The organism is Acinetobacter sp. G11, from assembly GCF_049808495.1.
Classification (GTDB): domain Bacteria; phylum Pseudomonadota; class Gammaproteobacteria; order Pseudomonadales; family Moraxellaceae; genus Acinetobacter; species Acinetobacter kookii.
In genome coordinates this window covers 50,976-74,015 of sequence record NZ_JBNCAT010000002.1, presented here as the reverse complement: position 1 = coordinate 74,015, position 23,040 = coordinate 50,976, and the positions used below count along the sequence as shown (strand labels likewise).

20 protein-coding genes are annotated in these 23,040 nt (G+C 41.5%); 9 read left to right on the top strand and 11 right to left on the bottom strand.

The features are described from left to right. Positions 1 to 89 precede the first annotated feature (89 nt). Positions 90 to 533, top strand: a complete 444-nt coding sequence (locus ACPUEY_RS01225) for a universal stress protein (protein ID WP_131274561.1) — start codon at positions 90 to 92, stop codon at positions 531 to 533. A gap of 162 nt (positions 534 to 695) precedes the next feature. On the opposite strand, the gene ACPUEY_RS01220 is transcribed toward ACPUEY_RS01225, so the two are convergent. Together ACPUEY_RS01220 and pepN are read right to left on the bottom strand one after the other, a co-directional pair. After that, on the bottom strand, positions 696 to 911 hold the full coding sequence (locus ACPUEY_RS01220) for a hypothetical protein (protein ID WP_092818331.1): 216 nt from the start codon (positions 909 to 911) through the stop codon (positions 696 to 698). A gap of 298 nt (positions 912 to 1,209) precedes the next feature. Next, positions 1,210 to 3,816 (bottom strand): aminopeptidase N, encoded by a 2,607-nt coding sequence (pepN, locus tag ACPUEY_RS01215; protein ID WP_425120842.1) that lies wholly within the window; start codon positions 3,814 to 3,816, stop codon positions 1,210 to 1,212. 432 nt (positions 3,817 to 4,248) lie between these two features. Between pepN and ACPUEY_RS01210 the strand changes: the two genes are divergently transcribed. The 3 genes from ACPUEY_RS01210 (at position 4,249) to thiM (ending at position 6,837) form a co-directional block, all read left to right on the top strand. Beyond that, the gene (locus ACPUEY_RS01210; RefSeq protein WP_425120841.1) at positions 4,249 to 4,512 is read left to right on the top strand and encodes a hypothetical protein; all 264 of its coding nucleotides are present in this window, start codon (positions 4,249 to 4,251) and stop codon (positions 4,510 to 4,512) included. 264 nt (positions 4,513 to 4,776) lie between these two features. Continuing rightward, positions 4,777 to 5,940 (top strand): hypothetical protein, encoded by a 1,164-nt coding sequence (locus ACPUEY_RS01205; protein ID WP_425120840.1) that lies wholly within the window; start codon positions 4,777 to 4,779, stop codon positions 5,938 to 5,940. 75 nt (positions 5,941 to 6,015) lie between these two features. Then, positions 6,016 to 6,837, top strand: a complete 822-nt coding sequence (gene thiM, locus ACPUEY_RS01200) for a hydroxyethylthiazole kinase (RefSeq protein WP_425120839.1) — start codon at positions 6,016 to 6,018, stop codon at positions 6,835 to 6,837. 110 nt (positions 6,838 to 6,947) lie between these two features. On the opposite strand, the gene ACPUEY_RS01195 is transcribed toward thiM, so the two are convergent. The 3 genes from ACPUEY_RS01195 to ACPUEY_RS01185 all read right to left on the bottom strand — a co-directional run bounded on the left by ACPUEY_RS01195 (position 6,948) and on the right by ACPUEY_RS01185 (position 9,484). Further along, positions 6,948 to 7,175, bottom strand: coding sequence for a hypothetical protein (locus ACPUEY_RS01195; protein ID WP_425120838.1), 228 nt, complete (start codon positions 7,173 to 7,175; stop codon positions 6,948 to 6,950). Positions 7,176 to 7,199: 24 nt separating this feature from the next. Next, positions 7,200 to 7,679, bottom strand: coding sequence for a hypothetical protein (locus tag ACPUEY_RS01190; protein ID WP_425120837.1), 480 nt, complete (start codon positions 7,677 to 7,679; stop codon positions 7,200 to 7,202). A gap of 278 nt (positions 7,680 to 7,957) precedes the next feature. Further along, on the bottom strand, positions 7,958 to 9,484 hold the full coding sequence (locus tag ACPUEY_RS01185) for a TerC family protein (protein ID WP_425120836.1): 1,527 nt from the start codon (positions 9,482 to 9,484) through the stop codon (positions 7,958 to 7,960). Between the two features lie 861 nt (positions 9,485 to 10,345). On the opposite strand from ACPUEY_RS01185, the gene ACPUEY_RS01180 reads away from it, so the two are divergent. The 3 genes from ACPUEY_RS01180 (at position 10,346) to ACPUEY_RS01170 (ending at position 12,037) form a co-directional block, all read left to right on the top strand. Further along, entirely contained in the window at positions 10,346 to 10,813 is a 468-nt protein-coding gene (locus ACPUEY_RS01180) for a MarR family winged helix-turn-helix transcriptional regulator (protein WP_131274568.1), read from the top strand. Between the two features lie 145 nt (positions 10,814 to 10,958). Next, positions 10,959 to 11,423, top strand: coding sequence for a MarR family winged helix-turn-helix transcriptional regulator (locus ACPUEY_RS01175; protein WP_425120835.1), 465 nt, complete (start codon positions 10,959 to 10,961; stop codon positions 11,421 to 11,423). A gap of 149 nt (positions 11,424 to 11,572) precedes the next feature. Beyond that, a complete protein-coding gene (locus tag ACPUEY_RS01170; protein WP_092818340.1) occupies positions 11,573 to 12,037 on the top strand; it encodes a MarR family winged helix-turn-helix transcriptional regulator in 465 nt (154 codons plus the stop codon). 10 nt (positions 12,038 to 12,047) lie between these two features. Here the strand turns inward: ACPUEY_RS01170 and ACPUEY_RS01165 are convergent, their stop codons facing one another. The 5 genes from ACPUEY_RS01165 to ACPUEY_RS01145 form a co-directional block, all read right to left on the bottom strand. Continuing rightward, positions 12,048 to 12,707 (bottom strand): SOS response-associated peptidase family protein, encoded by a 660-nt coding sequence (locus ACPUEY_RS01165; RefSeq protein WP_425120834.1) that lies wholly within the window; start codon positions 12,705 to 12,707, stop codon positions 12,048 to 12,050. 88 nt (positions 12,708 to 12,795) lie between these two features. Beyond that, positions 12,796 to 14,250: an aldehyde dehydrogenase family protein gene (locus tag ACPUEY_RS01160; RefSeq protein ID WP_425120833.1), complete on the bottom strand. Its 1,455-nt coding sequence runs from the start codon at positions 14,248 to 14,250 to the stop codon at positions 12,796 to 12,798. 132 nt (positions 14,251 to 14,382) lie between these two features. Then, on the bottom strand, positions 14,383 to 16,545 hold the full coding sequence (locus ACPUEY_RS01155; protein WP_261181418.1) for a malate synthase G: 2,163 nt from the start codon (positions 16,543 to 16,545) through the stop codon (positions 14,383 to 14,385). 361 nt (positions 16,546 to 16,906) lie between these two features. After that, positions 16,907 to 18,055 (bottom strand): cell division protein ZapE, encoded by a 1,149-nt coding sequence (zapE, locus tag ACPUEY_RS01150; RefSeq protein WP_261181417.1) that lies wholly within the window; start codon positions 18,053 to 18,055, stop codon positions 16,907 to 16,909. 96 nt (positions 18,056 to 18,151) lie between these two features. After that, entirely contained in the window at positions 18,152 to 19,159 is a 1,008-nt protein-coding gene (locus tag ACPUEY_RS01145) for an AraC family transcriptional regulator ligand-binding domain-containing protein (protein WP_425120832.1), read from the bottom strand. 157 nt (positions 19,160 to 19,316) lie between these two features. Here ACPUEY_RS01145 and ACPUEY_RS01140 point away from each other — a divergent pair, with 157 nt between their 5' ends. Both ACPUEY_RS01140 and ACPUEY_RS01135 read left to right on the top strand, forming a co-directional pair. After that, positions 19,317 to 20,828, top strand: coding sequence for a flavin-containing monooxygenase (locus tag ACPUEY_RS01140; RefSeq protein WP_425120831.1), 1,512 nt, complete (start codon positions 19,317 to 19,319; stop codon positions 20,826 to 20,828). A 49-nt stretch (positions 20,829 to 20,877) separates the two neighbouring features. After that, positions 20,878 to 21,786: a lysine exporter LysO family protein gene (locus ACPUEY_RS01135; protein WP_261181414.1), complete on the top strand. Its 909-nt coding sequence runs from the start codon at positions 20,878 to 20,880 to the stop codon at positions 21,784 to 21,786. Positions 21,787 to 22,260: 474 nt separating this feature from the next. On the opposite strand, the gene pyrF is transcribed toward ACPUEY_RS01135, so the two are convergent. After that, on the bottom strand, positions 22,261 to 22,941 hold the full coding sequence (gene pyrF / locus ACPUEY_RS01130; RefSeq protein ID WP_261181413.1) for an orotidine-5'-phosphate decarboxylase: 681 nt from the start codon (positions 22,939 to 22,941) through the stop codon (positions 22,261 to 22,263). Positions 22,942 to 23,040: the final 99 nt, after the last annotated feature.

The window sequence follows — 23,040 nt, the reverse complement described above, 5'->3', positions numbered from 1 at the left end:
TGGTTTCCTGTTTTCATGACATGATTATCCAAACTGGCTATAAATCATTCGTACTTTTATCTATTCAGCTATATTCATAAGGAAATTTCATGACTTATAAACATATTTTGGTTCCAGTAGATGAATCCCCTATTTCTTATGCAGCTGTTGAACAGGCACTGGCTTTAGCCAAGCCTTTAAATTGCCAGGTCACCATTACCAGCGTGATTGCTGTTGATCCTTTTGTGGGCGTTGATTTTTATAAGGTCGCACCGGCAATTACCGATTACTTTATCGAAGCTGAAAAAAATGCACAGTTAAACCTGGCAGAAATCAAGCAATCTTTCATTCGTGATGGCATTGCAGTCGATACTAAAATCGTTCGCGGTGTATCACCTGCTGAAGGTATTATGCAGGTTGCCGATGAAGTGGGTGCCGATCTCATTATTATGGGCTCACATGGTCGTACCGGATTTAAAAAATTAGTGCTGGGAAGTGTGGCTCAAGAAGTCTTGACCCAGTCTCCAATTCCCGTACTGATTATGAAAGTCTGAACCATAAAAAAGTCCTTGCAATCAGGGACTTTTTTATATAGGCACGTCTATCATTGGCTTCTGCTGACATCCATATACTTGATCTCAAGCTGGTGAACAGTCTGGGTTATATTTGCCAAAGAAGCCATCTTGAATCAACATTAAATATAGCCACAACAAAATTTATGTTTTGGAAATATGCTGATGCAAGTTCTGCAGATAAATTTCTGCCTCAAGTTTGCTGGTAAAGTTTTTTTGATAACTCCCCATTGCCTGAATATTGTTCGGTGTATATTCAATCAGCACAGCAAAATTTCCGTCAGCCGCATTTTTTGAAACCCGAATTGCAATGATATGCTGAGAATTTAGGTAAAAACCATCTTCAATTTTAACTAACAAAACCAATCTCCAGTCTATTTAGTAAAATGACAGGCTAATGCAATCACAGTCTGTTAAATGATAAAAGCTCACCTTAAGATGAGCTTTGACCTGGCTATTTTAAGCCATAACAGTGATTTATTCGACACTTTTAAAATAATTATACAATATGAATTATGTCTTACTGTGACAGGATTGAATTAAGTCAATCTAAACATAAGCAGCATTTTCAGCCCTTACAATGTTTGAAATATCAACAAAAAAGCCTTTTCCCGGTTTGCACCAAGAAAAGGCTTTTCATGATTCAATCAAGGCTCGCTTAGATACTCAACATACTGTTTAAAGTTTCAGAAACGTTTTTCGATTTCACTTGTGGTTTTAAGGCCTCAAGTGCTGTTTTGACTTCACTGCGCTGTGGTTCAGCCAAGGTATACCAGCGAGAAAGCACTTGTAATAAACGTGAACCGACAATCGGGTTTTTCTCATCCAGATATTTGGCCAGATCAATGTAGTGCTGAACACCAAAACTCCAGGTATTGACCGGATTGGCATTTAAACCGCCACTGACCGAACGAATACGGTTAGGATTGCCCAAATCGTAGTCCGGATGTGAAGTCAGATATTTGATGGTTTCTGCATTTGCTTTTGGATGCGCTGCCTGAACCATAAACCATTGATCTAGCGACAAGGCTTCATCTTCAAAGCAACTGTAGAAGTCTGCCAAGACTTCCTCGGCTTGTGGCGCATCATTCCAGACCAGAACTTTAAGCGCACCCAAACGTTCCGACATGTTACCGGTATGATACTGCTCATAAGCGAGGTCAAAGGCATAGGCATCACCCTGACGAGCCATCATACCCAGCATGATGTTTCTGAGCGCACGCACACCCATCGCCTGAGAAAATTCACGTTGATTATCCGGGTCTAAGTCCAGATAAGTCTCTTTGCAGAATGCACCCAGTTCACGTGCCAATGTGTCCAGCAAAGCATTACGCTGTTCCTGAATTTTGGCAGGTTGATAATCGGTATCGATACGGCTACCCAAATAGCCTTCGGTCGGTACATCAAACAAACGTGAAGCCAATAATGGGTCTTTCTCAATGACTTCAGGCAAAGTATTTTTCATGGCCTGAATATAAATGCCAGCATCATGACCTTCCAGCAAAATACGTTCCAGCAGGGTTTGAGTGGCCTGCCACTGGTTGAAACCATTGGTTTCATATTGCATCAAGAAAGCCAGTTCTTCGTCTGAATAGTTGAATTCAAGATTGACCGGTGCCGAGAAATTACGCAGCAATGAAACCACGGGTTTTGCCGTTAGGCCGCTAAATTCAATAGTTGCCTCATTTTGATCAAATAAATACACCCCATCTTTTACGCCATTTTCAAACAGCGCTTCAGATTGCAGCGTATATTGCTCACCTGTTTCCGCATTAAACAGTGCTAAAGCGACCGGGATAGGAACCGCTTTCAGGTTTGGATATTTTGCATTCGCTTTTAAACTCTGTTTAAAGCTTAAGCGATAGGTTTGAGTTGCAGCATCGTACTCGCCTGTGGCTTGCAGTTTTGGCGTACCCGGCTGGTTGTACCAGATCAGGAATGCAGATAAATCGACACCCGAACCGGCTGTCAATGCAGACACCCAGTCTTCAACCGTTACCGCCTGGCCGTCATGACGGCGGAAGTATTCGTCTGTGCCTTGACGGAATTTTTCATTGCCAAGTAAGGTCGACATCATACGGTTAATTTCCGCACCTTTTTCGTACACCGTTGCGGTATAGAAGTTGTTAATTTCTACAAAGTGATCTGGACGTGGCGGATGCGATAACGGACCGGAATCTTCAGGGAACTGGTGGGCTTTGAGTACAGCAACATCATCAATACGTTGTACTGCCGCGGACTGTAAATCTTCCGAGAAAGACTGGTCACGGAATACGGTCAAACCTTCTTTCAGGCACAACTGGAACCAGTCGCGGCAAGTAATCCGGTTACCGGTCCAGTTATGGAAATATTCATGTGCAATTACCGACTGTACCCGCATGATTGCTGCATCAGTCGTATATTCCTCATCGGCAAGCACGCATGAAGTATTGAAGATATTCAGGCCTTTATTTTCCATGGCACCCATGTTAAATGCAGAGGTTGCCACAATCATATAATTGTCCAGGTCATAGGGACGACCATAATGTTCCTCATCCCATTGCATGGAATGTTTCAGTGCTTCCATGGCAATGTGACATTTTGGAATATCTTTTTCTTCGGCATAAATTTCCAGCGAAACGTTACGGCCTTCAGAGGTCACATAGGAATCTTTCAGTACCGCCAAATCACCAATCACGCAGGCAAATAAATAACTTGGTTTTTTGGTCGGATCCTGCCAGATGGTATAGTGGCGGCCTTCACCAGCCTCGCCCGCTTCCATCAGGTTACCGTTGGCTAACAGTACCGGAAATTTTTTATCAGCTTCGACACGTGTGGTAAATACAGACAGCACATCCGGACGGTCTGGATAGAAGGTAATTTTACGGAAGCCTTCAGGCTCGTTTTGCGTTACAAACAAGTCGTCACCTGCCTGATACAGACCTTCCAGCTGGGTATTGCTTTCCGGGTGAATAACGACTTCCGTTTCCAGAATGACTTGATCTGGTGCACTGGCAATCACCAGTTGTTCTGAATCGAGGCTATAATCCGCTGCAGTCAGCAGCTTGCCATTTAAGCTAATGGATTTTAATTCCAGATCACGACCCAGCAGCACCAAATCTCCGGCAGTCTGACGCTTCATCACCAGGTTTGCATTGACCTGGGTATGATCGCTATATACCTGAATATCCAGATTGATTGAATCCACCAAAAAAGAAGGTTTTTGATAGTCTTTTAAATAAACTGTTTGGTCTGCTTCAACCACCGGGTTTGCCGCGATATTCATATAATGTCCTAATCCTGTCGTTCTTAAGCCAAGACTTTGTTGTTGTGAAATGCTTCGATCATACGACAACTTTCGCAATCTGTCTGTGCCATTGATTTAAGTCATATATGGGCATGTTCCTTTCAGTTTTCAATTCAAATTGCGCACATTGGTACGATTAATGTCCTTATTGATGACTTAAGGTGCATAAATGAAGCACATGCTACACATCAGCATTGTGTATGCCCTTACTTTCCAGCTATACCTTCGAAGGTCGAGATAGTGCTTTTTGCATATATATTTGTATAACTTTAAATTTTTCAGATTAGATAAAAGACTTAACCCAAATTGACACTAATTTTCAAGATGACTACATTTTGAGCACGTTTTTTGCTTGTATTCATCTGTGTAAAGCGCACTATAAAATTAAAGCAAAACCAGAAGAGGTGTATTATGTATTTAAAAGACCATATTGTTCGCGTCGAAAATATCAAAACCATGCAAAAGCTGGATGCTGCCGGAATTGATCACAAAGTAATTGCCATGTTTCTGAGCTGTGAAGGTATTCCGATGCAATCGGCGGACATTTGCGCAATTTTAAACAATTACGATGCTCTAGGAAGCAGAAAAATTCCGTCCAAAAAAGTTCAGGCCTTGATTAATGCAAAGCAGCTAGGCGAGGAGGATGAGTCGCTGCCTTGCCCTGCCTCTTATTAACCGGAAAATTGCCTACTGATTCAACCCCCATCCTTCTGACTCAACCCTATCTTTATTGTGTCATGGTGGAGATGAAAGATCTGGTCTTCATCTCCACATATCTCAATGCATTGTAAAACTTAGGCTATTTTTTTCAGCTCCATACTGTGTGGCTCGCCGTGCCTAGCGAATTATTTTCCATTCAGCACAATTCCATCACGTCACGGCAAAAGACAGGTGTATAATCGGTGCAATGATTAACCCGACTTGTGATCGATTCCTTCCATGCTTCTTCAAATTCTGCAAAAACAGCTCGATGAAAGTACATCATGCCCTTTATGTCAGGCATCCATGTTCTGGATAGAAGCTGAGCAGTACGATCAGGCAACGAATTTTCATGAATGCAGTCACTGCCATCATCGCCTGTTTCAGGACGGTCGCGGCAACTGCCACTGCGACACCTGTCTGGCCAAGCGTAAAAAAATGCTGGCCGAAACACGCCTTCAGGAACAGCGTCAACTCAAGTCTAAAGAAAAAGATGCTGTTGAATACCGGCTGGATCAAATCAGTTTTTTAAATAAATTGTTTTTACTCAGTATTCTGGATAATCAGGTGCAGGAATATACTACGCATCATGAATATATAGATTGGGAAAATATTAAATATCATTCCCTTACACCGAATTACCTGTTCCAGAATTATTTGATCAAGCAACTGGTAAAAGAACAGATCCTGATTACCAAAGATTTTGCCTCCGAAGCCAGTCAGTACTATGTCAATGTGCGTTTGGACGGTTATTCGGAACCGAGTCTGTTTAGCATTACCCAGCAACTCAGAAACTGGTTTTATGAAAATCTAAGCTTGGGCGTACCCTTCAAGAACGCCGATGAAGTCAAAAATGCGCTTTATCTGCTGCTGTATCAGGAAATTATTCAGTTCGCCCAGTTTTACTGTCGTACCTGGGGCATCCAGATTGCCGGAAATAACAGCTTTCAAACGTTCTGCTATCGCCTGATGGATTCTCTGGCGGTGGGTCAGATCTACTATCTGGTACAAACCGCTTTAGAATATTTACATCAGCAAAAAGCCTTGCAGCCACGCAATGAAAACTTTATTAATACCAATCTGTTAAAAAAAACCTTACAGCAATATCGTGAACGTTCCATGACTGAAAAATGGGAAACCTCCACCCTGCCTCGTCCACACAATATTCCTTTCAGCAAGATGAGTGAAATCCTGCTGTTCCGCTTTCTGGGCTATGATGAAAGTATTTTCTTTCAGCCCATCTGGAAGTTATGGAAAAAAATTGAACCCCGATTGAGCTTTTATTCACAAAAACGCTGTATGTATTGTGGCTCCAGCGAACTTAGCGTGGATTATGATGCTGAAAATTATGTAACACTCTGCTGTCGAACCTGTAAGCATCAAGACCACTATTTTACCCAATAGAATTTCACCCGCTAAACGGTGAAGCATATGTCCAGTTTCTCCGACTCCACCCTGTACAATTTAAGGAATAATCCCATGCATCAAACTTCAACATTGGTCGAGCAGATTGTTGAAGCCTGGACACAACTGCAAAGCCAGCAACCTTTGGTGCAATGCATGACCAACAGTGTTGCAGCGAATTATGCAGCCAATATATTGCTGGCTGCAGGTGCCTCGCCAGCCATGATTGACAATCCGTTCGAAGCCGAAAGTTTTACCACGATTGCCGCTGCACTCAGTATTAATCTGGGTACACCCACCCATGAACAGATGCAGGCCATGCAAATTTCTGCACAAACAGCACAGCGTACCCATACCCCATGGGTGCTCGACCCAGTAGGTTATAGTCCTATTCTAAAATGGCGCTCGGACATGGTGGATGAGTTACTGCAATACCATCCCACAGTCATTCGCGGTAATGCTTCCGAAATCAGTACTCTTGCAGGCAACCAGGTAGAATCCAAAGGCGTGGATAGCACTTTGGACAGTGCCGATGTCTATCATCAGGCCAAAGTGTTATTAGCACATGCGGACTGTATTGCCATTTCAGGTGAATCTGATTTTATTTTGACTAAAGAGCTAAATGCCGTAATTCAGGTCAATGGCGGTTCTTATTTGCAGCCCAAAGTCACCGCGACAGGTTGTGCCCTGGGTGCTTTAATTGCGGCTTATTGCGCTGTCACCTCTCCAATGATCGCGACGATTGCAGCCCATACCCATTTTGCCATTGCCGGTAAATTGGCATTCGATCAAGCTCAAACGATCGGACATTTTAATGTGGCCTTTATGGATCACATCCACAGTTTAAATCCGGACTTCATCCGGCAATATGCGGATCTTAAAATTCTTGCACTTTAAGTTGATTCTACATTCCTGTTACTAAGGTTGACCTGGCTCAGATTGTAATGACCGGGTCTGGATTTATATCCACGCCAGTATCGGTATAAAATGTGAATGATGAAGGAAATTTAATAGACTTTCTGGTCTATAAATAAATTAAATAGAGTTTCCAAAATCGTTTGCAAATCCAATTTGCAGATACAGAGCAAACCCATGCCATCAAAATAGTCAGGGACATGCTGCATAAAAAAATTGCTATGCGGGGTGGCTTTATTTCTGAGACGTTGAATATGTTCGGGTGTCGTTTGGGGCATGACATGAGGATAGACAAAAATATCTTCTCGACGTTTTTGCACTTCAGATTTACGCTGCTGAATCTTTTACAGAACTGTTAAATATTGTTGAGGAATTTCTTTGCCTACACGCGGAAAGAAATGTTGTGAGCGGGATGCAAAATAAGTATAAATTTTAGGCTGTATGATGGTCGGCACAAACCATAATGGAATGGCGGGATGTCGAATCCGGTGATTGATTGCAACCCGGATTGCTGTTTTAAGGGTTCTGTTGCCTTTACGATAAGCCGGTAAAATACTCGCCCGGTAACTCACCACAAAGATAGGCTGTCCCTCCAGAGAAAGCTTAAGCACAGGAATAATATTTTGCCCCACCCGTGTATCTTTATGATAATAATGAACTACCAGAACAGAAACGGCATCCTGATCATAGACAAAATTATAAATTTCTTCCTCGCACGAATCCGGAAAAATTTGCCGATCAAATTCACAGATCACTTTAAAAAAACGATGCTTTTCTTCAGATGCAAGTTTTACAAAATCGACAAGCGTTTCTGTAATACCCATCAAATTGATCCAATTTTTTGATATTTATGAATTATTACTGATTTCAGCTGACTTAAATATCACTAGAAATGGTGATTTAAAGTCAATTCATTCTTTTTTCACTCGGTTGCCGCATGACTGCACCTTCCTTGGATATAACAGTAAAGCACAATAAAAAAGCCCAACAGATCAAGTCTGTCAGGCTTTTCCGATTGGTCAAAAGAGTGGATTAAAAGATATCCATCCCTGGTTTAAATCTTAAATCATCCACTTTATTCAACGCGACTTACTCATACTCTCTAAGGATAGCTAATGAGCACGGATTTAATCCGGTTCTCTTCCAGTTCAGTCACTTCAAAGTAAATGCCGCGATATTCCAGTTTAGCTCCCAGACTGACTTTACCGTGAGTTTTTTCCAGAATCAGACCCGCAAGACTGATATAACCAGCCTCTTCTTCAACCAAATCCAGCATGCCCAGCTCCAGTTCCAGCTGATACACATCAAGCATGCCAGAGGCTTTCCAGGTATGGTCATCAATTTTGACCAGATCAAGCTGCTCATCGGCATCCGGAAACTCACCAGCAATCGCCTCAAATACATCCAGAGGAGAAATCAGGCCTTGCACATTACCAAATTCGTCACTCACCAATACCAATGAACCTTTCGAGCTACGCAAGGTATTAATGGCATCGATGACTTTCATTTTTTCAAAAATATAAATTGGACGATGACGTTTGATTAAAGCCTTGAGCTGTTCTGGATCTTCCAGTACATCAAGGAGCTCTTTAGCACGAACCACGCTCAGAACCTTATCCAGGTTGCCACGACAAACTGGAAACAAGCTATGCGGTACAGCAAGTACCTGTTCACGAATCTTTTCAGCGCTGTCATCCAGATTCACCCAGGAAATCTGGCTTCGCGGAGTCATAATCGAGGCAACTGATCTTTCTGCCAGGGTTAATACCCCCCCAATCATGTAACGCTCTTCATCAGCAAAGGTTTCTTGTGCTTCAAAGTGTTGTGCACTATCAGCCATGGTTTCCACTTTACCACCCATCAATTTCAGGATGGAATCTGCGGTACGATGCCGTAATGGAATTTTGGATTCATGCTTTGTAGCATTGCGTTTTGAAAACTGGTTAAAGGCTTCAATAAGAATAGCCACACCAATACCTGAATAGATATAACCTTTAGGAATGTGGAAACCAAAACCTTCGGCAATCAGGCTGATCCCGATCAGTAACAGGAAGCTTAAACACAGGATGACGACAGTCGGATGGCGGTTGACGAATGCCGTCAATGGCTTAGAAGCAATCAACATGACAATCACGGCAATGGTCACAGCAGCCATCATCACGTAAATATTATCCACCATCCCCACTGCGGTAATGACAGAATCCAGGGAGAAGACTGCATCCAAGACTATAATTTGCGCTACTACCGCCCAAAAACCGGCATAAACAACTGAGGATGTCGATTGAACTTCAATCTTGCCTTCCATTTTTTCATGCAGTTCGGTCACGGCTTTATAGACCAGGAATAATCCACCAAAGAGTAAAATCAAATCCCGACCCGAGAAGGACAGACCTGCAATTTCAATAATGGGTTTTGTGAGTGTCACTAGCCAAGAAATAACGGATAGAAGCCCCAAACGCATAATTAATGCGAGAGAAAGACCAATGACACGTGCTTTATCACGTTGTTCAGGAGGAAGTTTTTCTGCCAAAATGGCAATAAAGACAAGGTTATCAATACCTAAAACAATTTCTAAAATAATAAGGGTTAGTAAACCCACCCAAATTCCCGGATCTAACAAAAACTCCATTAGTTCATATCTCCGTTTTCACGAATTGGGTTAAAAAAAAATTTAAACCGGCACGACGAGGGATCCATATAAGTGACCTTTTCAACAATAGACAAATTTATTATGCACAATCTGTTAAATTTGTAATTAAATTTTTGTATTGTTAGCGCTTTACTCTTAGCCAGATATACAATTCGGCCTATTTTGACGCCTTTACTTCATCTCTTTATCTGATTTAACTTTAATAAAATATCAGTTTCTCTTATTAGCAAGAGCAGCCTCGGAAGCTTTTTTCACCCGAATAAAAGAGAACCAGGATGATTGAATTGAATCAATGAGAGCTAAATTCAACCCAACAAGCTTCCACTCCAGGCAACACATTTACAGCACGTGTTACTCTAACCAATGAAAAGTATTGACCGTATAGATAATTTCCAAAATGTGCCCTCAACCAGTAATGAAGGGCTAGCTTAATTTAGATTTCTTATTTAATTCATGTCAGGTGCGGTCGATGAGCGTTCGTAATTGCCAAAAGTTTAAAATGTCCTGGCTGCTCACTCCCAATATGGCATCCTTACAGCAAGGTTATTTTCAGAACTTATCCAAATCCTCAGGTCCGGGTAGAAGTGTAAATTTTGCTCAACTCAGGATATTGCCAGATTTCATCAAGATAAAGCCTCCTGCAGCATATCCGGACTCAACGATCCGGCTTAATTTTATTTTTTGTAAGGAAACTTACATTAATAAGTTTGCTTATTGCAATATAAAAAACTTGATATATATTAATATCAATAAAAATGTGTGTTGTTTGGCAAAATTCTATTTAAATAAGACGCTTTTCAACAAATTAAAATTACAACAATCTTAGGGAGGCTTTTCTCCATGACTAAAAAGTACAGCAAATTCCTACCTTCCATTGCTGAAGATTTCTCTTTGGAAAATTTTCCTTATTATTGGGTCACTCAAGTGCATGCCCAATATATACAAAATGTAGATCACGCTTTGAAAAAATATGGTCTGGACAATTCACGTCGCCGCATTTTACTGTCGCTAAAATCCAAACCGCATGCCAGCGTGTCAGACCTGTCTGAAATGGTCATTTCCAAAATGTCGACCACCACCAAAATCGTCTATCGTTTAAAAGATGAAGGACTGGTGGATACGTATTCATGTGAAGATGACGCCCGTATTACCCGAGTGGTTTTAACGGATAAAGGGCAACAAATGACCAATAAGATTAATGACCTGACCAATGTGGTTTTGGAACAATCTTTTGAAGGCCTCACTCCCCTGCAAATTGAAAAGATGATGGAAAGTTTAAAATATATTTTTAGAAATTTAGCCCATTAAGTTGGGTTGAATTCACAAATCAACAAAATTATTTTTTAGTTTTACTTTACAATATTGTAAAATATATTGTTTTCTCTTTAAATTCATTAAAAATAAGTTACAATAATAAAATACAATTACAACAATTTCTGGGGAGAAAATACAGATGACAAAAAAATACAGTAAATTTTTACCGTCTACAGATAATTTCGATTTGGAAAATTTCCCCTATTACTGGGTAAGCCAAGTCCATGCTCAATACGTACAAAATGTTGATCATGCATTAAAAAAATATGGTTTGGACAATTCACGTCGTCGTATTTTACTCGCTTTAAAATCTAGACCGCATGCCAGCGTGTCAGATCTCTCAGAAATGGTGGTGTCCAAAATGTCGACCACCACCAAAATCGTCTATCGTTTAAAAGATGAAGGTCTAGTTGATACTTATTCTTGTGAAGATGATGCACGCATAACCCGCGTAGTGTTAACCGAGAAAGGAGATCAAATGACGCAGAAAATTAATGACCTGACCAATGTGGTTCTGGAACAGTCCTTTGACGGTTTAACCCCTTTACAAATTGAAAAAATGATGGAAAGTCTGCAACATATTTTTAAAAATTTATCACGATAGTTTAATTTTAAATTTCGGTTAAATACTGACTTTTTCTATTTTAGACTTCGAAAAAATACAAAATTAATACATTTTATTCTATTTTTTTACGAAAATATTACGGTAATAAATTAAAAGTTGAATTTAAAACAATGGGGAAAAATAAGAAAATGACCAAGAAATATAGTAAATTTTTACTTTTATCCAGTGAAAATTTTGATTTAGAAGAATTTCCCTACTACTGGATTACTCAAGTTCATGCGCAAGGTGTAAAAAAACTAGACCATGCCCTGAAAAAATATGGCCTGGACAATTCGCGTCGCCGTATTTTACTTTCTCTAAAATCCAAGCCGCATGCCAGCGTATCCGATCTCTCCGAAATGGTGGTGTCCAAAATGTCGACCACCACCAAAATCGTCTATCGCCTAAAAGATGAAGGACTGGTTGAAACGTATTCATGTGAAAATGATGCCCGTATTACCCGAGTAGTCTTAACTGATAAAGGACAACAAATGACCCTGAAAATTAAGGATCTGAGTAATATTATTCTGGAACAGTCCTACGAGGGTCTAACTCCTTTACAAATTGAAAAAATGATGGAAACCCTTAAACAGATTTTTAAAAATCTATCGTAATAATCGAGGCTTAATCGAAAAAATTCAGCTGGGGGCTCATTTTTTCAATTTTTGCTTTTGGAACATGTGAGCATTCAAACTCAACCTCTGGAAACCCTTCTACAAAACAACGAATATCTGGGGAGTTCCAGCTTAGCCATTCATCTAAACGCTCATGAGGAATAATAATCACCGAGCGTTTCACATTTCCAGGTTCATGAAAATCTTTCATCATGGGGTGATCAATGGCATCCATCGTAATCATGGTTGCTGAACGAATAATTTCATCTCCGATTCGGCAAATCTCATAGAGCGCTGCAATATAAAAAGCCCGTCCATCCTTTCGGCGTACCCCCCAGCGTTGCGGCTTGTTCTCTATATATTTCGACTCATAAAATTCACTCACCGGCATCACGCCAAATTTGCATTTTGAAGCAGCATTGATAAAAGTCGGTTTTTGGAGCAATGTTTCATTTCGAGCATTATATGTTTTCAGGGCAATGCTTTTGTCTTCCGCCCATTTCGGTACCATGCCAAACCTAACCTTACGCCATCCCAAACCTTGAGCTGATTTGAACAGCAAGGGCAACTCATAATTTGGATAGACCTCATCCGGATAGTCAAATGGAATATCAGGAAGATTCAAATCACGTAGCTGCTTTAAATTAAGCGGTTTAAAATTAGCGCACATAAAACCAGATATAAATTAAAACTTACTCTATTATAGCTTGTATGAGATACTTTTTACTTTACTTTACTTTACTTTACTTTACTTTACTTTACTTTACTGTACTATGCGGTAGCGTTAACCAATGTGTACGGCTAAACTCTTCCAATATCCACTGTCCATTAAAGCGCCCCAAGCCTGAATTCTTCTCCCCGCCAAAGGGTGCATTCGGTTGATCTGCCACGGTGATGGCATTGATATGCGTCATCCCTGCATCAATCTGCATTGCAAAACGGGTTCCGCGTTCTAAATCAGAAGTACATACTGCGCTGGATAGTCCATAGGCTGTGTCATTGGCCAAACGCAAAGCCTCGGCTTCATCTTGAGCCTTAATGATCGGCAAGACGGGACCAAAACTTTCTTCTTGGGCTAAGCAGGACTCTGGATTTACATCAATAAAAATATGGGGTGGAATAATATTGCCTTGAATTTCTCCCCTTACAATGAGTCTGGTTCCCTCTTGTAGTGCCTGAGCAATAATCTGTTTGATTTTTTCAACTTGCGCGACATTAATCATCGGGCCAATCAGGGTATCCTCTTGCTGAGGATCACCATAGGCAATATTCTTAGCCCGAATGACCAGTTTTTCAACAAAAGTATCATAAATTTTAGCATCGACAATCACTCGATTGGTACTCATGCAAATTTGTCCCTGATGCAAAAAACGTCCTATTACAGCCAGTTCCACCGCCAGATCCAGATCAGCATCATCCAGCACCACTAAAGGTGCATTACCGCCCAATTCCAGCGCAATACGTTTGAGATGATTGCCAGCAATAGCCAGTTGCCCGACACGTTTTCCTACCAAAGTTGAACCTGTAAATGAAATCAGTTTCGGTGTATCGTGCTCAACAAAGTAATCCCCTATTTCACTGCCTAAACCCGCAACTACACTGAATATTCCTTGAGGGAGACCTGCTTCTTCAAAAATCTTGGCCAGCAACAATCCCCCTGTAATAGGCGTATCACTTGCAGGCTTTAACACCACGCAATTTCCTATCGCAATAGCTGTAATCACAGAACGCATACTGAGGTGAAAGGGAAAGTTCCAGGGACTAATTACCGCAATGACACCCAAAGGTTTCCGGATTACATAACTTTTGCGATCAGGATCGATCGATTGCAATTCCTGGGTGTTCATTCTTTCAGAAAATGTCATGGCTTCATTGATAATGCCCAATGCTGCATCTACTTCAATATTGGCTTTGAAACGTGTACTGCCGGATTCCTGAATGAGCCAGTGGATGATTTCTTCACGTCTATTTTTGATTATATCCAGAACCCGGAGGATGAAGCTTTTACGCTCGGAGGTTGAGGTTTGCGACCATGTAGCAAAACTCCCTTTCGCTGCCGAATAAGCACTATCCACATCGACAAGGCTTGCAGCCTGCAATTTCAAAATAAGTGCTTGAGTATAAGGATTGAGATTATTCAGCGTATGCGTTGAAGTTCCCTTCAGCCAGTGCCCTGCAATAAATTGCTGATCGGAAAATTGATAAGCTTGCATACCTCATCCTTTTTATCATGCTGGCTTTATATTTAATGTAAAACCTAATCTCCCAAAGCACCAGTGTAAAAAGAATTTCGTAACTTTTAGACAATAAAAAAGCCTCCGAAGAGGCTTTTTTACTACACAAGATTAGTCACCTGTATAACCCTTTAACTTCAAACGTGCTGCATGAAGTAGCGGTTCAGTATAACCAGAAGGCTGTTCACCACCTTTGAATACCAGGTCATAAGCTGCCTGGTAAGCATAGCCATTGAATGCTGGAGCCATTGGCGTATAAAGCGGATCGTTTGCATTTTGCTCGTCCACAATTTTCGCCATACGTTTGAATACTTCTTCAACTTGCTCTTTGGTTACGATACCGTGACGTAACCAGTTTGCAACGTGTTGAGAAGAAATACGTAATGTTGCACGGTCTTCCATCAAACCCACATCGTTGATGTCAGGAACTTTAGAACAACCTACACCCAAGTCAACCCAACGAACAACATAACCCAAGATACCTTGAAGGTTATTTTCAAGTTCTTTGGTTTTCTCTTCTTCAGACCAGTTGGTATCTGTTGCTAAAGGCGGTGTCAACAAGTCATCTAATGATAACGGCTGAGTATTCAACAATTCTTTTTGACGCTCAGACACGTTGCATTGATGATAATGGATCGCGTGAATCACCGCGCCAGATGGAGACGGTACCCATGCACAGCTTGCGCCCGCTTCCGGATGCTCAATCTTGGTTTTGTACATATCTGCAAGCATATCTGGTTTTGGCCACATCCCTTTACCGATTTGTGCCTTACCACGTAAACCTGCTTGAAGACCGATCATCACGTTACGGTTTTCATATGCCGGGAACCAGATTTGTGACTTCACTTCACCTTTACGAACGAATGGACCAGCTTCCATGAAAGTATGGATTTCATCGCCTGTACGGTCCATGAAGCCCGTGTTAATGAAAATGGTGCGGTCTTTCGCCTGAGCGATACAGTTTTTCAAGTTCACAGATGTACGGCGTTCTTCATCCATGATCCCGATTTTTAAGGTCTTCGCTGGTAAGCCAAGCGCCTGTTCAGCACGTTCAAATAGCTCAACTGCAAATGCAACTTCTTCTGGGCCGTGCATTTTTGGTTTCACGATATACATCGAACCTTTACGCGAGTTCTTGATCGTGTTTTCGCCTTTGATATCTGCAAAAGTCAGCAATGGCGTGATTAACGCATCCATGATGCCTTCGTAGATCTCTTGACCATCTACCAGGATCGCAGGGTTTGTCATTAAATGACCCACGTTACGAAGCAGCATGAGTGAACGGCCGTGAAGCGTCGTTTCACCACCAATCAGGTTTTTGTGGGTACGGTCCTGGTTCAATGTACGAGTCACGGTTTTACCGTTTTTCTCGATTGATTCAGACAGTGTACCTTTCATTAAACCTAACCAGTTACGGTAGCCTTCAACTTTCTCTTCAGCGTCTACCGCTGCAATAGAGTCTTCCAAATCCTGAATGGTTGTTACAGCAGCTTCAAGCACGAGGTCTTTTACGCCAGCAGCGTCAGTCTGACCAATCGGGCTGGTTGCATCAATTTCAACAATAACGTGCAAGCCATTGTTTAGAAGTACGATTTCAGTTGGTGCAGCTTCATCACCATTGAAACCTACAAATTGAGCTTCTTTTGCTAAAGTTGTGGTTGAACCATCTTTTAGCGTCACAACCAATTTTTTGCCTTCAACCGCATATTTGGTTGCATCGGCATGTGAGCCATTTGCCAATGGGAAGGTTTCATTTAAGAAGTTTTTAGCAAATGCAATAACTTTTGCACCACGAACCGGGTTATAGCCCTTACCTTTTTCCGCGCCACCTTCTTCAGAGATCACGTCGAAACCGTAAAGCGCATCGTATAAAGAGCCCCAACGAGCGTTCGCAGCATTCAAGCAGTAACGTGCATTACGCACAGGAACCACCAATTGCGCACCAGCCAATAATGCGATTTCTTCATCTACATTTTCTGTGCTGATTTGGAAATCTTCTACTTCTGGTAATAAGTAGCCAATTTCTGTAAGGAAAGCTTTGTAAGCTTCGAGTTCAAATTTGTTGTTGCGGTGCCATTCATCAATTTTAGCTTGAAGGTCGTCACGCTTAGCCAATAGTGCTTTGTTCTTTGGGCTAAGATCGACAACGACTTGTTCAAAGTTTTTCCAGTATGTTTCGCTGTCCAAACCAGAACCTGGTAGTGCTTCATTTTCGATGAAATCGTAAAGTTCTTTAGCAATCGCTAACTTGCCTTTTTGAATACGTGCAGTCATTGTCTTTCCTGATATTGCTACTTTTTATAACAAGAGATTCTAGTATACCGATTTATACCTAGCTGAATAGTACTATCACATTCCTAAATAATGATCATTTTCTAATAAATGAATATATACATCATTTAAAAAAATGAAGATCACCAATGCAACATTATTATTTGCCTGAATACCTTTTTATAGTTTATAAAGTTTTAAAAATGTCGAAATTAGACTTAAGTGCAGAATTTTGCTTTAAAACCACCCAAAAGCTGTATTTCTCATAGCTGTCAAGCAAAGATTAAGCCATGAATAGAACAAAATGTCGATAAAATACTCAAACTATTTATGTAAAAAAAGCGCCTGTTTAGGCGCTTGATCTTTAGCTTGCTTCCGAGGCCGACCCCTGTATTTGTCGATGTTCAGAATTCAGATATTCATCGGACTGCATTTCCAGTAAACGTGAACGCGTGCGTTCAATTTCAAAAGCAAGTTTCTCGCCCTGGTAAATATCAATAATACTGTCTTCCGAGGTCAGCAGGAGTTTGACACCACGATCGTAAAACTCATCTACCAGATAAATAAAACGGCGTGTGCCTTCCGACAGGTAATCGGTCAAATGCGGCACATTACTGACCAGTACCGTATTATAAATATTAGCGATTTCAATGAAGTCAGCCGGACTGCGCGGTTTTAAACACAGCTCCGAATATTCACACCACAACACATCTTCGGTATGACCAATGGTTTCCACAATACGGTTATTAATGATAATCGGTTCTTGTGACTGGGTCTGGGTCTGGGTTAAAGCGCTAAAACGCTGGGCAATCCAGAGCTTGTGATCATGCGTTAATGGATGCTTAAACAATTGTGCCTGCTTGAGCACACGCAAACGATAATCAACGCCAGCATCCACATTAAGAACCACGCAATGTTTTTTCACCATTTCAATGGTCGGGATAAAACGGTCACGATGGATTCCGTTCTTATATAAACCATCCGGCGCAATATTTGAAGTCGCCACCAAGGTAATGCCACGGGTAAACAGCTTCTGGAATAACTCGCTCAGAATCATGGCATCCGTGACATTGGAGACAAAGAATTCATCAAAACAGATCACCACCGCTTGCTGGTAAATTTGGTCTGCAACCTGATCCAGCGGATTACGTTGCCCTGACAACTTATTCAGCTCACGATGTACATGCTGCATGAAATGATGAAAATGCATGCGCATTTTACGGCGAAACGGAATCGATTCAAAAAACTGGTCCATTAACCAGGTTTTACCTCGCCCAACTCCACCCCACATGTATACGCCTTTTGGTGAAGTTTGGCGACGGAAACGGCGGAACGCTTTTTTTGAAGCTTTAAAACGCTGAATCAATTCTTGCCAAACACGATCCAATTCATGTACAGCCTGCGCCTGTGCATCATCCGGCATGAACTGGCCAGATGCGATGGCCTGTGCATAGCGCTCCGCAGGTGACAAAGGGATAAAGGCTGTACTGTGCTTAGAATTTAAATCTGACATATGATTGAATACTATTTTAGGCTATTGAAAGTATAGCGAAGATTGAGATGGAATATATAACACTTTGGCATTAACACACTTAGGCTATTTACTAAACTACTTAAAGTACTGCCGTGGACTGTGACCAAACCAGCGCTTAAAGGCATGATTGAAAGCTGCAGGCTCCGAATAACCCAGTAATTCTGCAATCATTTCAATGGAATATTCTTTATATTCCATTAATCTTAATGCCTTGTCTTTAATCAATTGTTCACGTATCTGTTTATAACTGCTTTGCACCTGTTGCAATTGATGCCGCAAGGTGCGCTCCGGAATTTGCAGGGCTTGTGCTGTTTCCGCCATGCTAGGCATCCCCCCTTCTTGTAGTTCCAGATAACCCTGTACACGCTGCACCAGCGCAGGTACGGATTCATCTCCCTTCAACCGCTCCAACTCAGCAATACATTTGCTTTCATAAAGATTAAAGGTCATTTTGTCTGCTGAAGGGATCTGCACATTTAACACGGCATCATCAAACCAGAATTCCGCAGACTCGGCAGCAAACTGCAATTCAGCACCATAGTACTCCTGATAAATATCTAAAGCCTGCTGATTTTCAGGCTGTGCAAATGGCAGTTCTATATGCATTCGGGGAATACTTAAGCCCATCATTTTATACAGATCCTGAATAAATTTATAAGTTCCTGAAATTTCACATTGTGCTCGCAACAGTCCAAGCTCACTGTTTAAATCTTCAGGTGCGTAACACAAAACCACCTTTTGTGCTTTATATTTTAGGCTTAATACGCCTGTTAAATGGGTTAATGCCTGATAGCGAATCCCCTGCTCTAAAGCAGTACGGATATTTTCACTGCTAACCAGCAACATCAGTAAAGGACCATAGCCGGCAAGTGCATAATGCTGGCCAATGAACAGACCTTTTTCTGGTGCCACATCCTGCCCAATGACTTTCAGCACATCCCATTCCAGACCTGGATGAATAATTGAGCTCGGATCCAATGCATCCGCGCGCAATCCAATACTTTGAAGTTTTGGATCAACATCAATCCCAGCTTTACGCATGCCTTGAATTAAATACATCAAGCCGAGAATTGAACGTTTCATAGCAGGATCACATCAAAATAACCTCTCAATTTTTACTATAATTTTTCATGCTTGCAAATTGCCGAAACTATCAATTTTTTTGTCATGGCTATCATGTCAGTGATCTCAGCCTTGCTATAACCTATAAAAAAATAGAAGTCATAAGGCTAATAAAAATATGTATGCTCAAGCCCAGCCCCAGCCTATGCCAGTACAAACAAAGATTGCCATTATTGGTGCAGGTTTTGGCGGTTTGGCAATGGCTATACGTCTGCTACAAAGCAATATGCATGATTTTGTGATCCTGGAAAAAGCTGTTGATGCAGGCGGAACCTGGCGCGACAACCAATATCCCGGTGCTGCCTGCGACGTCCAGTCCCATATGTATTCCCTTTCTTTTGCACCCAAAAGCGACTGGTCAAAACGTTATGCTGAAGCACCTGAAATCTTTAAATATATACAAGATTTAATGACCGATTATGATTTAGAAAAGTACTGCCAGTTCAATTGTGAAGTTTTGGCTGCTCAATACAATGAACAAAGTTGCGACTGGAAACTTAGCCTGAATAATGAGCAGACTTTGATTGCTCAATTCGTGGTTTTTGCATCCGGCCCTTTACATGTGCCACATATCCCACATGTCAAGGGCATTGAAAAGTTTCAGGGTAAAGTTTTTCATTCCTCACAATGGGATCATCAATACGACTTGACAGGCAAAAATGTTGCTTCCATTGGCACAGGTGGCAGTGCAATTCAATACATTCCAGAAATTGCAGCTCAAGTTAAGCAACTTTATGTGTTGCAGCGTACTGCGGCTTGGGTCATTCCCAGAGATGAACGCCGCTATTTCAATATTGAAAAGAAATTATTCAAAAAACTAGACTGGTTCAGAAAGCTGCATCGGGCACGCCTATATTGGTCAAACGAATCTCGTGTGGTTCCCATAGTTCAACCTGCAGTGATGAAATACACCCAAAAACTGGCAGAAGCATTTATCAAGTTTCAGGTCAAAGACAAAAATCTGGTTCAAAAACTGACACCCGATTACATTATGGGATGCAAACGTATTTTAGTATCCAACAAGTACTACCCCGCTTTTAACCGAGGCAATGTTGAACTGGTGACCGAGGCTATTCAGGAATTAACCGAAAGCAGCATCATTACCAAGGATGGCAAAGCGCGCGAGATTGATTGCTTAATTTATGGAACCGGCTTTATTACCGATCCACGGATTTATTTAAAATCCTTTCGTTGTACTGGCGAACATGGGCAGGAACTTAAAGATACCTGGAAAGACGGTGCAGAAAGTTACTATGGCATCAGCACCAAAGGCTTTCCGAATTTATTTCAGTTGCTGGGACCCAATACTGTTTTGGCACACAACTCCGTGATCTTTATGATTGAATCTCAGGTCAATTATATTCTGCAAATGATTGAACTGCTCAAAAACACGCAGAGTCATGCCATTGTGGTCAAAGATCAGGCACAGGACCAGTTCAACCAGCGTGTACAAAAATGGCTGGATGGCACAGTCTGGCAATCGGGTTGTGTGAGCTGGTATCAACAAGATGGTGGCAAAAACTTCGCCCTGTGGCCAACCTATACCTGGAAATACTGGCTACAGACCAAGAAGCTTAATCCTGCTGATTTTCGTCTGCTAAATAAAACAGCTGGAAGTCGTGCAGCCTAAATCATTAAGGCTCATAATAGGCAGGTATTTATTCGCTGCTTAATTCTTTATGCAATCCTTTTGGTTGATTTTCCAGTTACTCATTTGTTTAGCACTCGGATTTGTTTTGGCAAAACGTTTACCTTCGTGGCTAGAACATCTTGCCTTTAGGACGCTGCCCTATTTTACTTATATTCTGTTGATTGCGATTGCCATGGAGTTTACGCAAACATTGCATACGATTGCTCAGCCTTGGCAAATTCTGAATTATGCTGCTGTTTTGGCCCTACTTACCAGCATCGGTGCATTCCTCTGCTGTTATGTGTTATTCAAGCTCTTGGGGTATCAACCCAGTCACGGCAAAGTATCCATAAACCTGGTCAGCAAATCCCTCATCAATATCAGCTATGCTTTTATTGCCCTGGGCTTCGGTTATGCACTGTCTGAATCTGTAACCAGCATGGGCTACACCTTACAGATCAGTACCTGGAATTTATTGCTGGTATTCATGTTCTTGATTGGCCTGGATCTCGCCTATTCCCCCTTAGACCACTCCTGGTTGAGCTGGAAAATTTTACTGGTACCGCTCGGCTGTATAGTCGGTTCACTACTGGGTGCTTTCGTTACAGCGACACTGATTCAGGACATCAGCTTAAAAGATCTCATCATGCTGTCCCAAGGTTATGGCTTTTATTCCATGACCGGCATTGTGGTCACTGAACTCAAAAATACCCATCTTGGCAGTATTGCACTGATGAATGACCTGTTCCGAGAAATTCTGGCGATTGTGTTGATGTATATGATTGGTTGGCGTTATCCACGTTCTGCAATTTCTTCTGCAGGTGCGACAGCAATGGATGTCACCTTGCCCATGGTCAAACAGGCCTGTGGCAATGATTTTATTCCACACGCCATGGTCAGCGGCTTTATTTTGTCAGTCTTGGCACCTGTAGTGGTGAGTATATTGGCGGCGATTTAATTTTTCATATTTATCCCTCATCTAAGTAATGCTAATCAGTTAAGGAGTTGAGAAATAAACTCTTTAATTTTTTAGTAATTCATGGCGGAGTCTTACCGTTTTAAATCAAATCCTTGCAGCTCATTTGTTACTTTGGTTTCGCCCTGAGAAGCATTGCTTCGTAAGACCAAAGGCATCTTGCGGAGCAATGCTCCTCACCGCAAAACTCATCAGCCACTATCAACTCGCAAATTTATCGCAGAAACAATCATTTTTATGTAGCCCCACCTCAAACAGTTGCGGATGACTTTTCCGCATATCAAATACAGTCATGAATTTAAAAAGAAAAAGCCAGTCAATTTCTTAACTGACTGGCATTACTCATCTAAGTCCTTTCGCAAGAGGAGAAGGCTTGTCCATTTTTATAATAGTGGGACGTTCTCTCTCCCATTGGGAGATGAGGAGCACTGCTCCGCAAGGGAGAGGGTGTAAAATTTACAAAGTTGCCAAAATATCTTTCAGCATTTGACGCGGATTTTCCGACTTGGTAATTGGACGACCAATCACTAAATGCGTAGAACCATCCAGCATAGCCTGTTTCGGCGTTACGATACGTTTTTGATCATCAGCCGCAGAACCTTCTGGACGAATTCCCGGGGTCACTAAAGCAAATTGCTGTCCCAAAGTTTCACGCAGCATTTTGGCTTCCTGAGCAGAACAGACCACGCCATCCAGGCCACTCTCCTGAGTGAGTTTTGCAAGACGTTTTACTTGCTCAAATGGCTCAACATCTAAACCAATATCTTTTAAATCTTCACGCCCCATTGAAGTCAGCACAGTCACTGCAATCAACTGGGTATTATAATTACCCGCTTTCAAGCGCTCTACACAGGTTTCCATCATCTTGCGACCACCAGATGCATGCACATTCACCATCCAAACACCTAAGTCTGCTGCAGCACATACCGCCTGAGCTGTAGTATTGGGAATATCATGAAACTTCAAGTCCAAGAAAACTTCAAAACCCTTGTCATGCAATGCTTTCACCACACTTGGGCCTTCATGCGTAAATAACTCTTTACCAACTTTCACCCGACATAATGCAGGGTCTAACTGCTCTGCAATCGTTAATGCGTCATATTGGCTTTTAGCATCCAGTGCAACAATGATACTCAAGAGACTTACCTTCGCTCAGACAAAAAAGAAAGCCTATTATAAAAGGTATTCCCAGCTTTAACAAAGTGATAAAAAATTAGTTAATCAAAATTATTGCTT

Coding starts and splice junctions, on each gene's coding strand:
- ACPUEY_RS01165 (WP_425120834.1), bottom strand. CDS start 12,707: ATGTGCGCTAATTTTAAACCGCTTAATTTAAAGCAGCTACGTGATTTG.
- ACPUEY_RS01160 (WP_425120833.1), bottom strand. CDS start 14,250: ATGCAAGCTTATCAATTTTCCGATCAGCAATTTATTGCAGGGCACTGG.
- ACPUEY_RS01205 (WP_425120840.1), top strand. CDS start 4,777: ATGCTTCTTCAAATTCTGCAAAAACAGCTCGATGAAAGTACATCATGC.
- ACPUEY_RS01145 (WP_425120832.1), bottom strand. CDS start 19,159: ATGAAACGTTCAATTCTCGGCTTGATGTATTTAATTCAAGGCATGCGT.
- ACPUEY_RS01155 (WP_261181418.1), bottom strand. CDS start 16,545: ATGACTGCACGTATTCAAAAAGGCAAGTTAGCGATTGCTAAAGAACTT.
- ACPUEY_RS01175 (WP_425120835.1), top strand. CDS start 10,959: ATGACAAAAAAATACAGTAAATTTTTACCGTCTACAGATAATTTCGAT.
- ACPUEY_RS01190 (WP_425120837.1), bottom strand. CDS start 7,679: ATGGGTATTACAGAAACGCTTGTCGATTTTGTAAAACTTGCATCTGAA.
- ACPUEY_RS01180 (WP_131274568.1), top strand. CDS start 10,346: ATGACTAAAAAGTACAGCAAATTCCTACCTTCCATTGCTGAAGATTTC.
- ACPUEY_RS01185 (WP_425120836.1), bottom strand. CDS start 9,484: ATGGAGTTTTTGTTAGATCCGGGAATTTGGGTGGGTTTACTAACCCTT.
- ACPUEY_RS01170 (WP_092818340.1), top strand. CDS start 11,573: ATGACCAAGAAATATAGTAAATTTTTACTTTTATCCAGTGAAAATTTT.
- ACPUEY_RS01225 (WP_131274561.1), top strand. CDS start 90: ATGACTTATAAACATATTTTGGTTCCAGTAGATGAATCCCCTATTTCT.
- thiM (WP_425120839.1), top strand. CDS start 6,016: ATGCATCAAACTTCAACATTGGTCGAGCAGATTGTTGAAGCCTGGACA.
- ACPUEY_RS01135 (WP_261181414.1), top strand. CDS start 20,878: ATGCAATCCTTTTGGTTGATTTTCCAGTTACTCATTTGTTTAGCACTC.
- pepN (WP_425120842.1), bottom strand. CDS start 3,816: ATGAATATCGCGGCAAACCCGGTGGTTGAAGCAGACCAAACAGTTTAT.
- ACPUEY_RS01140 (WP_425120831.1), top strand. CDS start 19,317: ATGTATGCTCAAGCCCAGCCCCAGCCTATGCCAGTACAAACAAAGATT.
- zapE (WP_261181417.1), bottom strand. CDS start 18,055: ATGTCAGATTTAAATTCTAAGCACAGTACAGCCTTTATCCCTTTGTCA.
- ACPUEY_RS01210 (WP_425120841.1), top strand. CDS start 4,249: ATGTATTTAAAAGACCATATTGTTCGCGTCGAAAATATCAAAACCATG.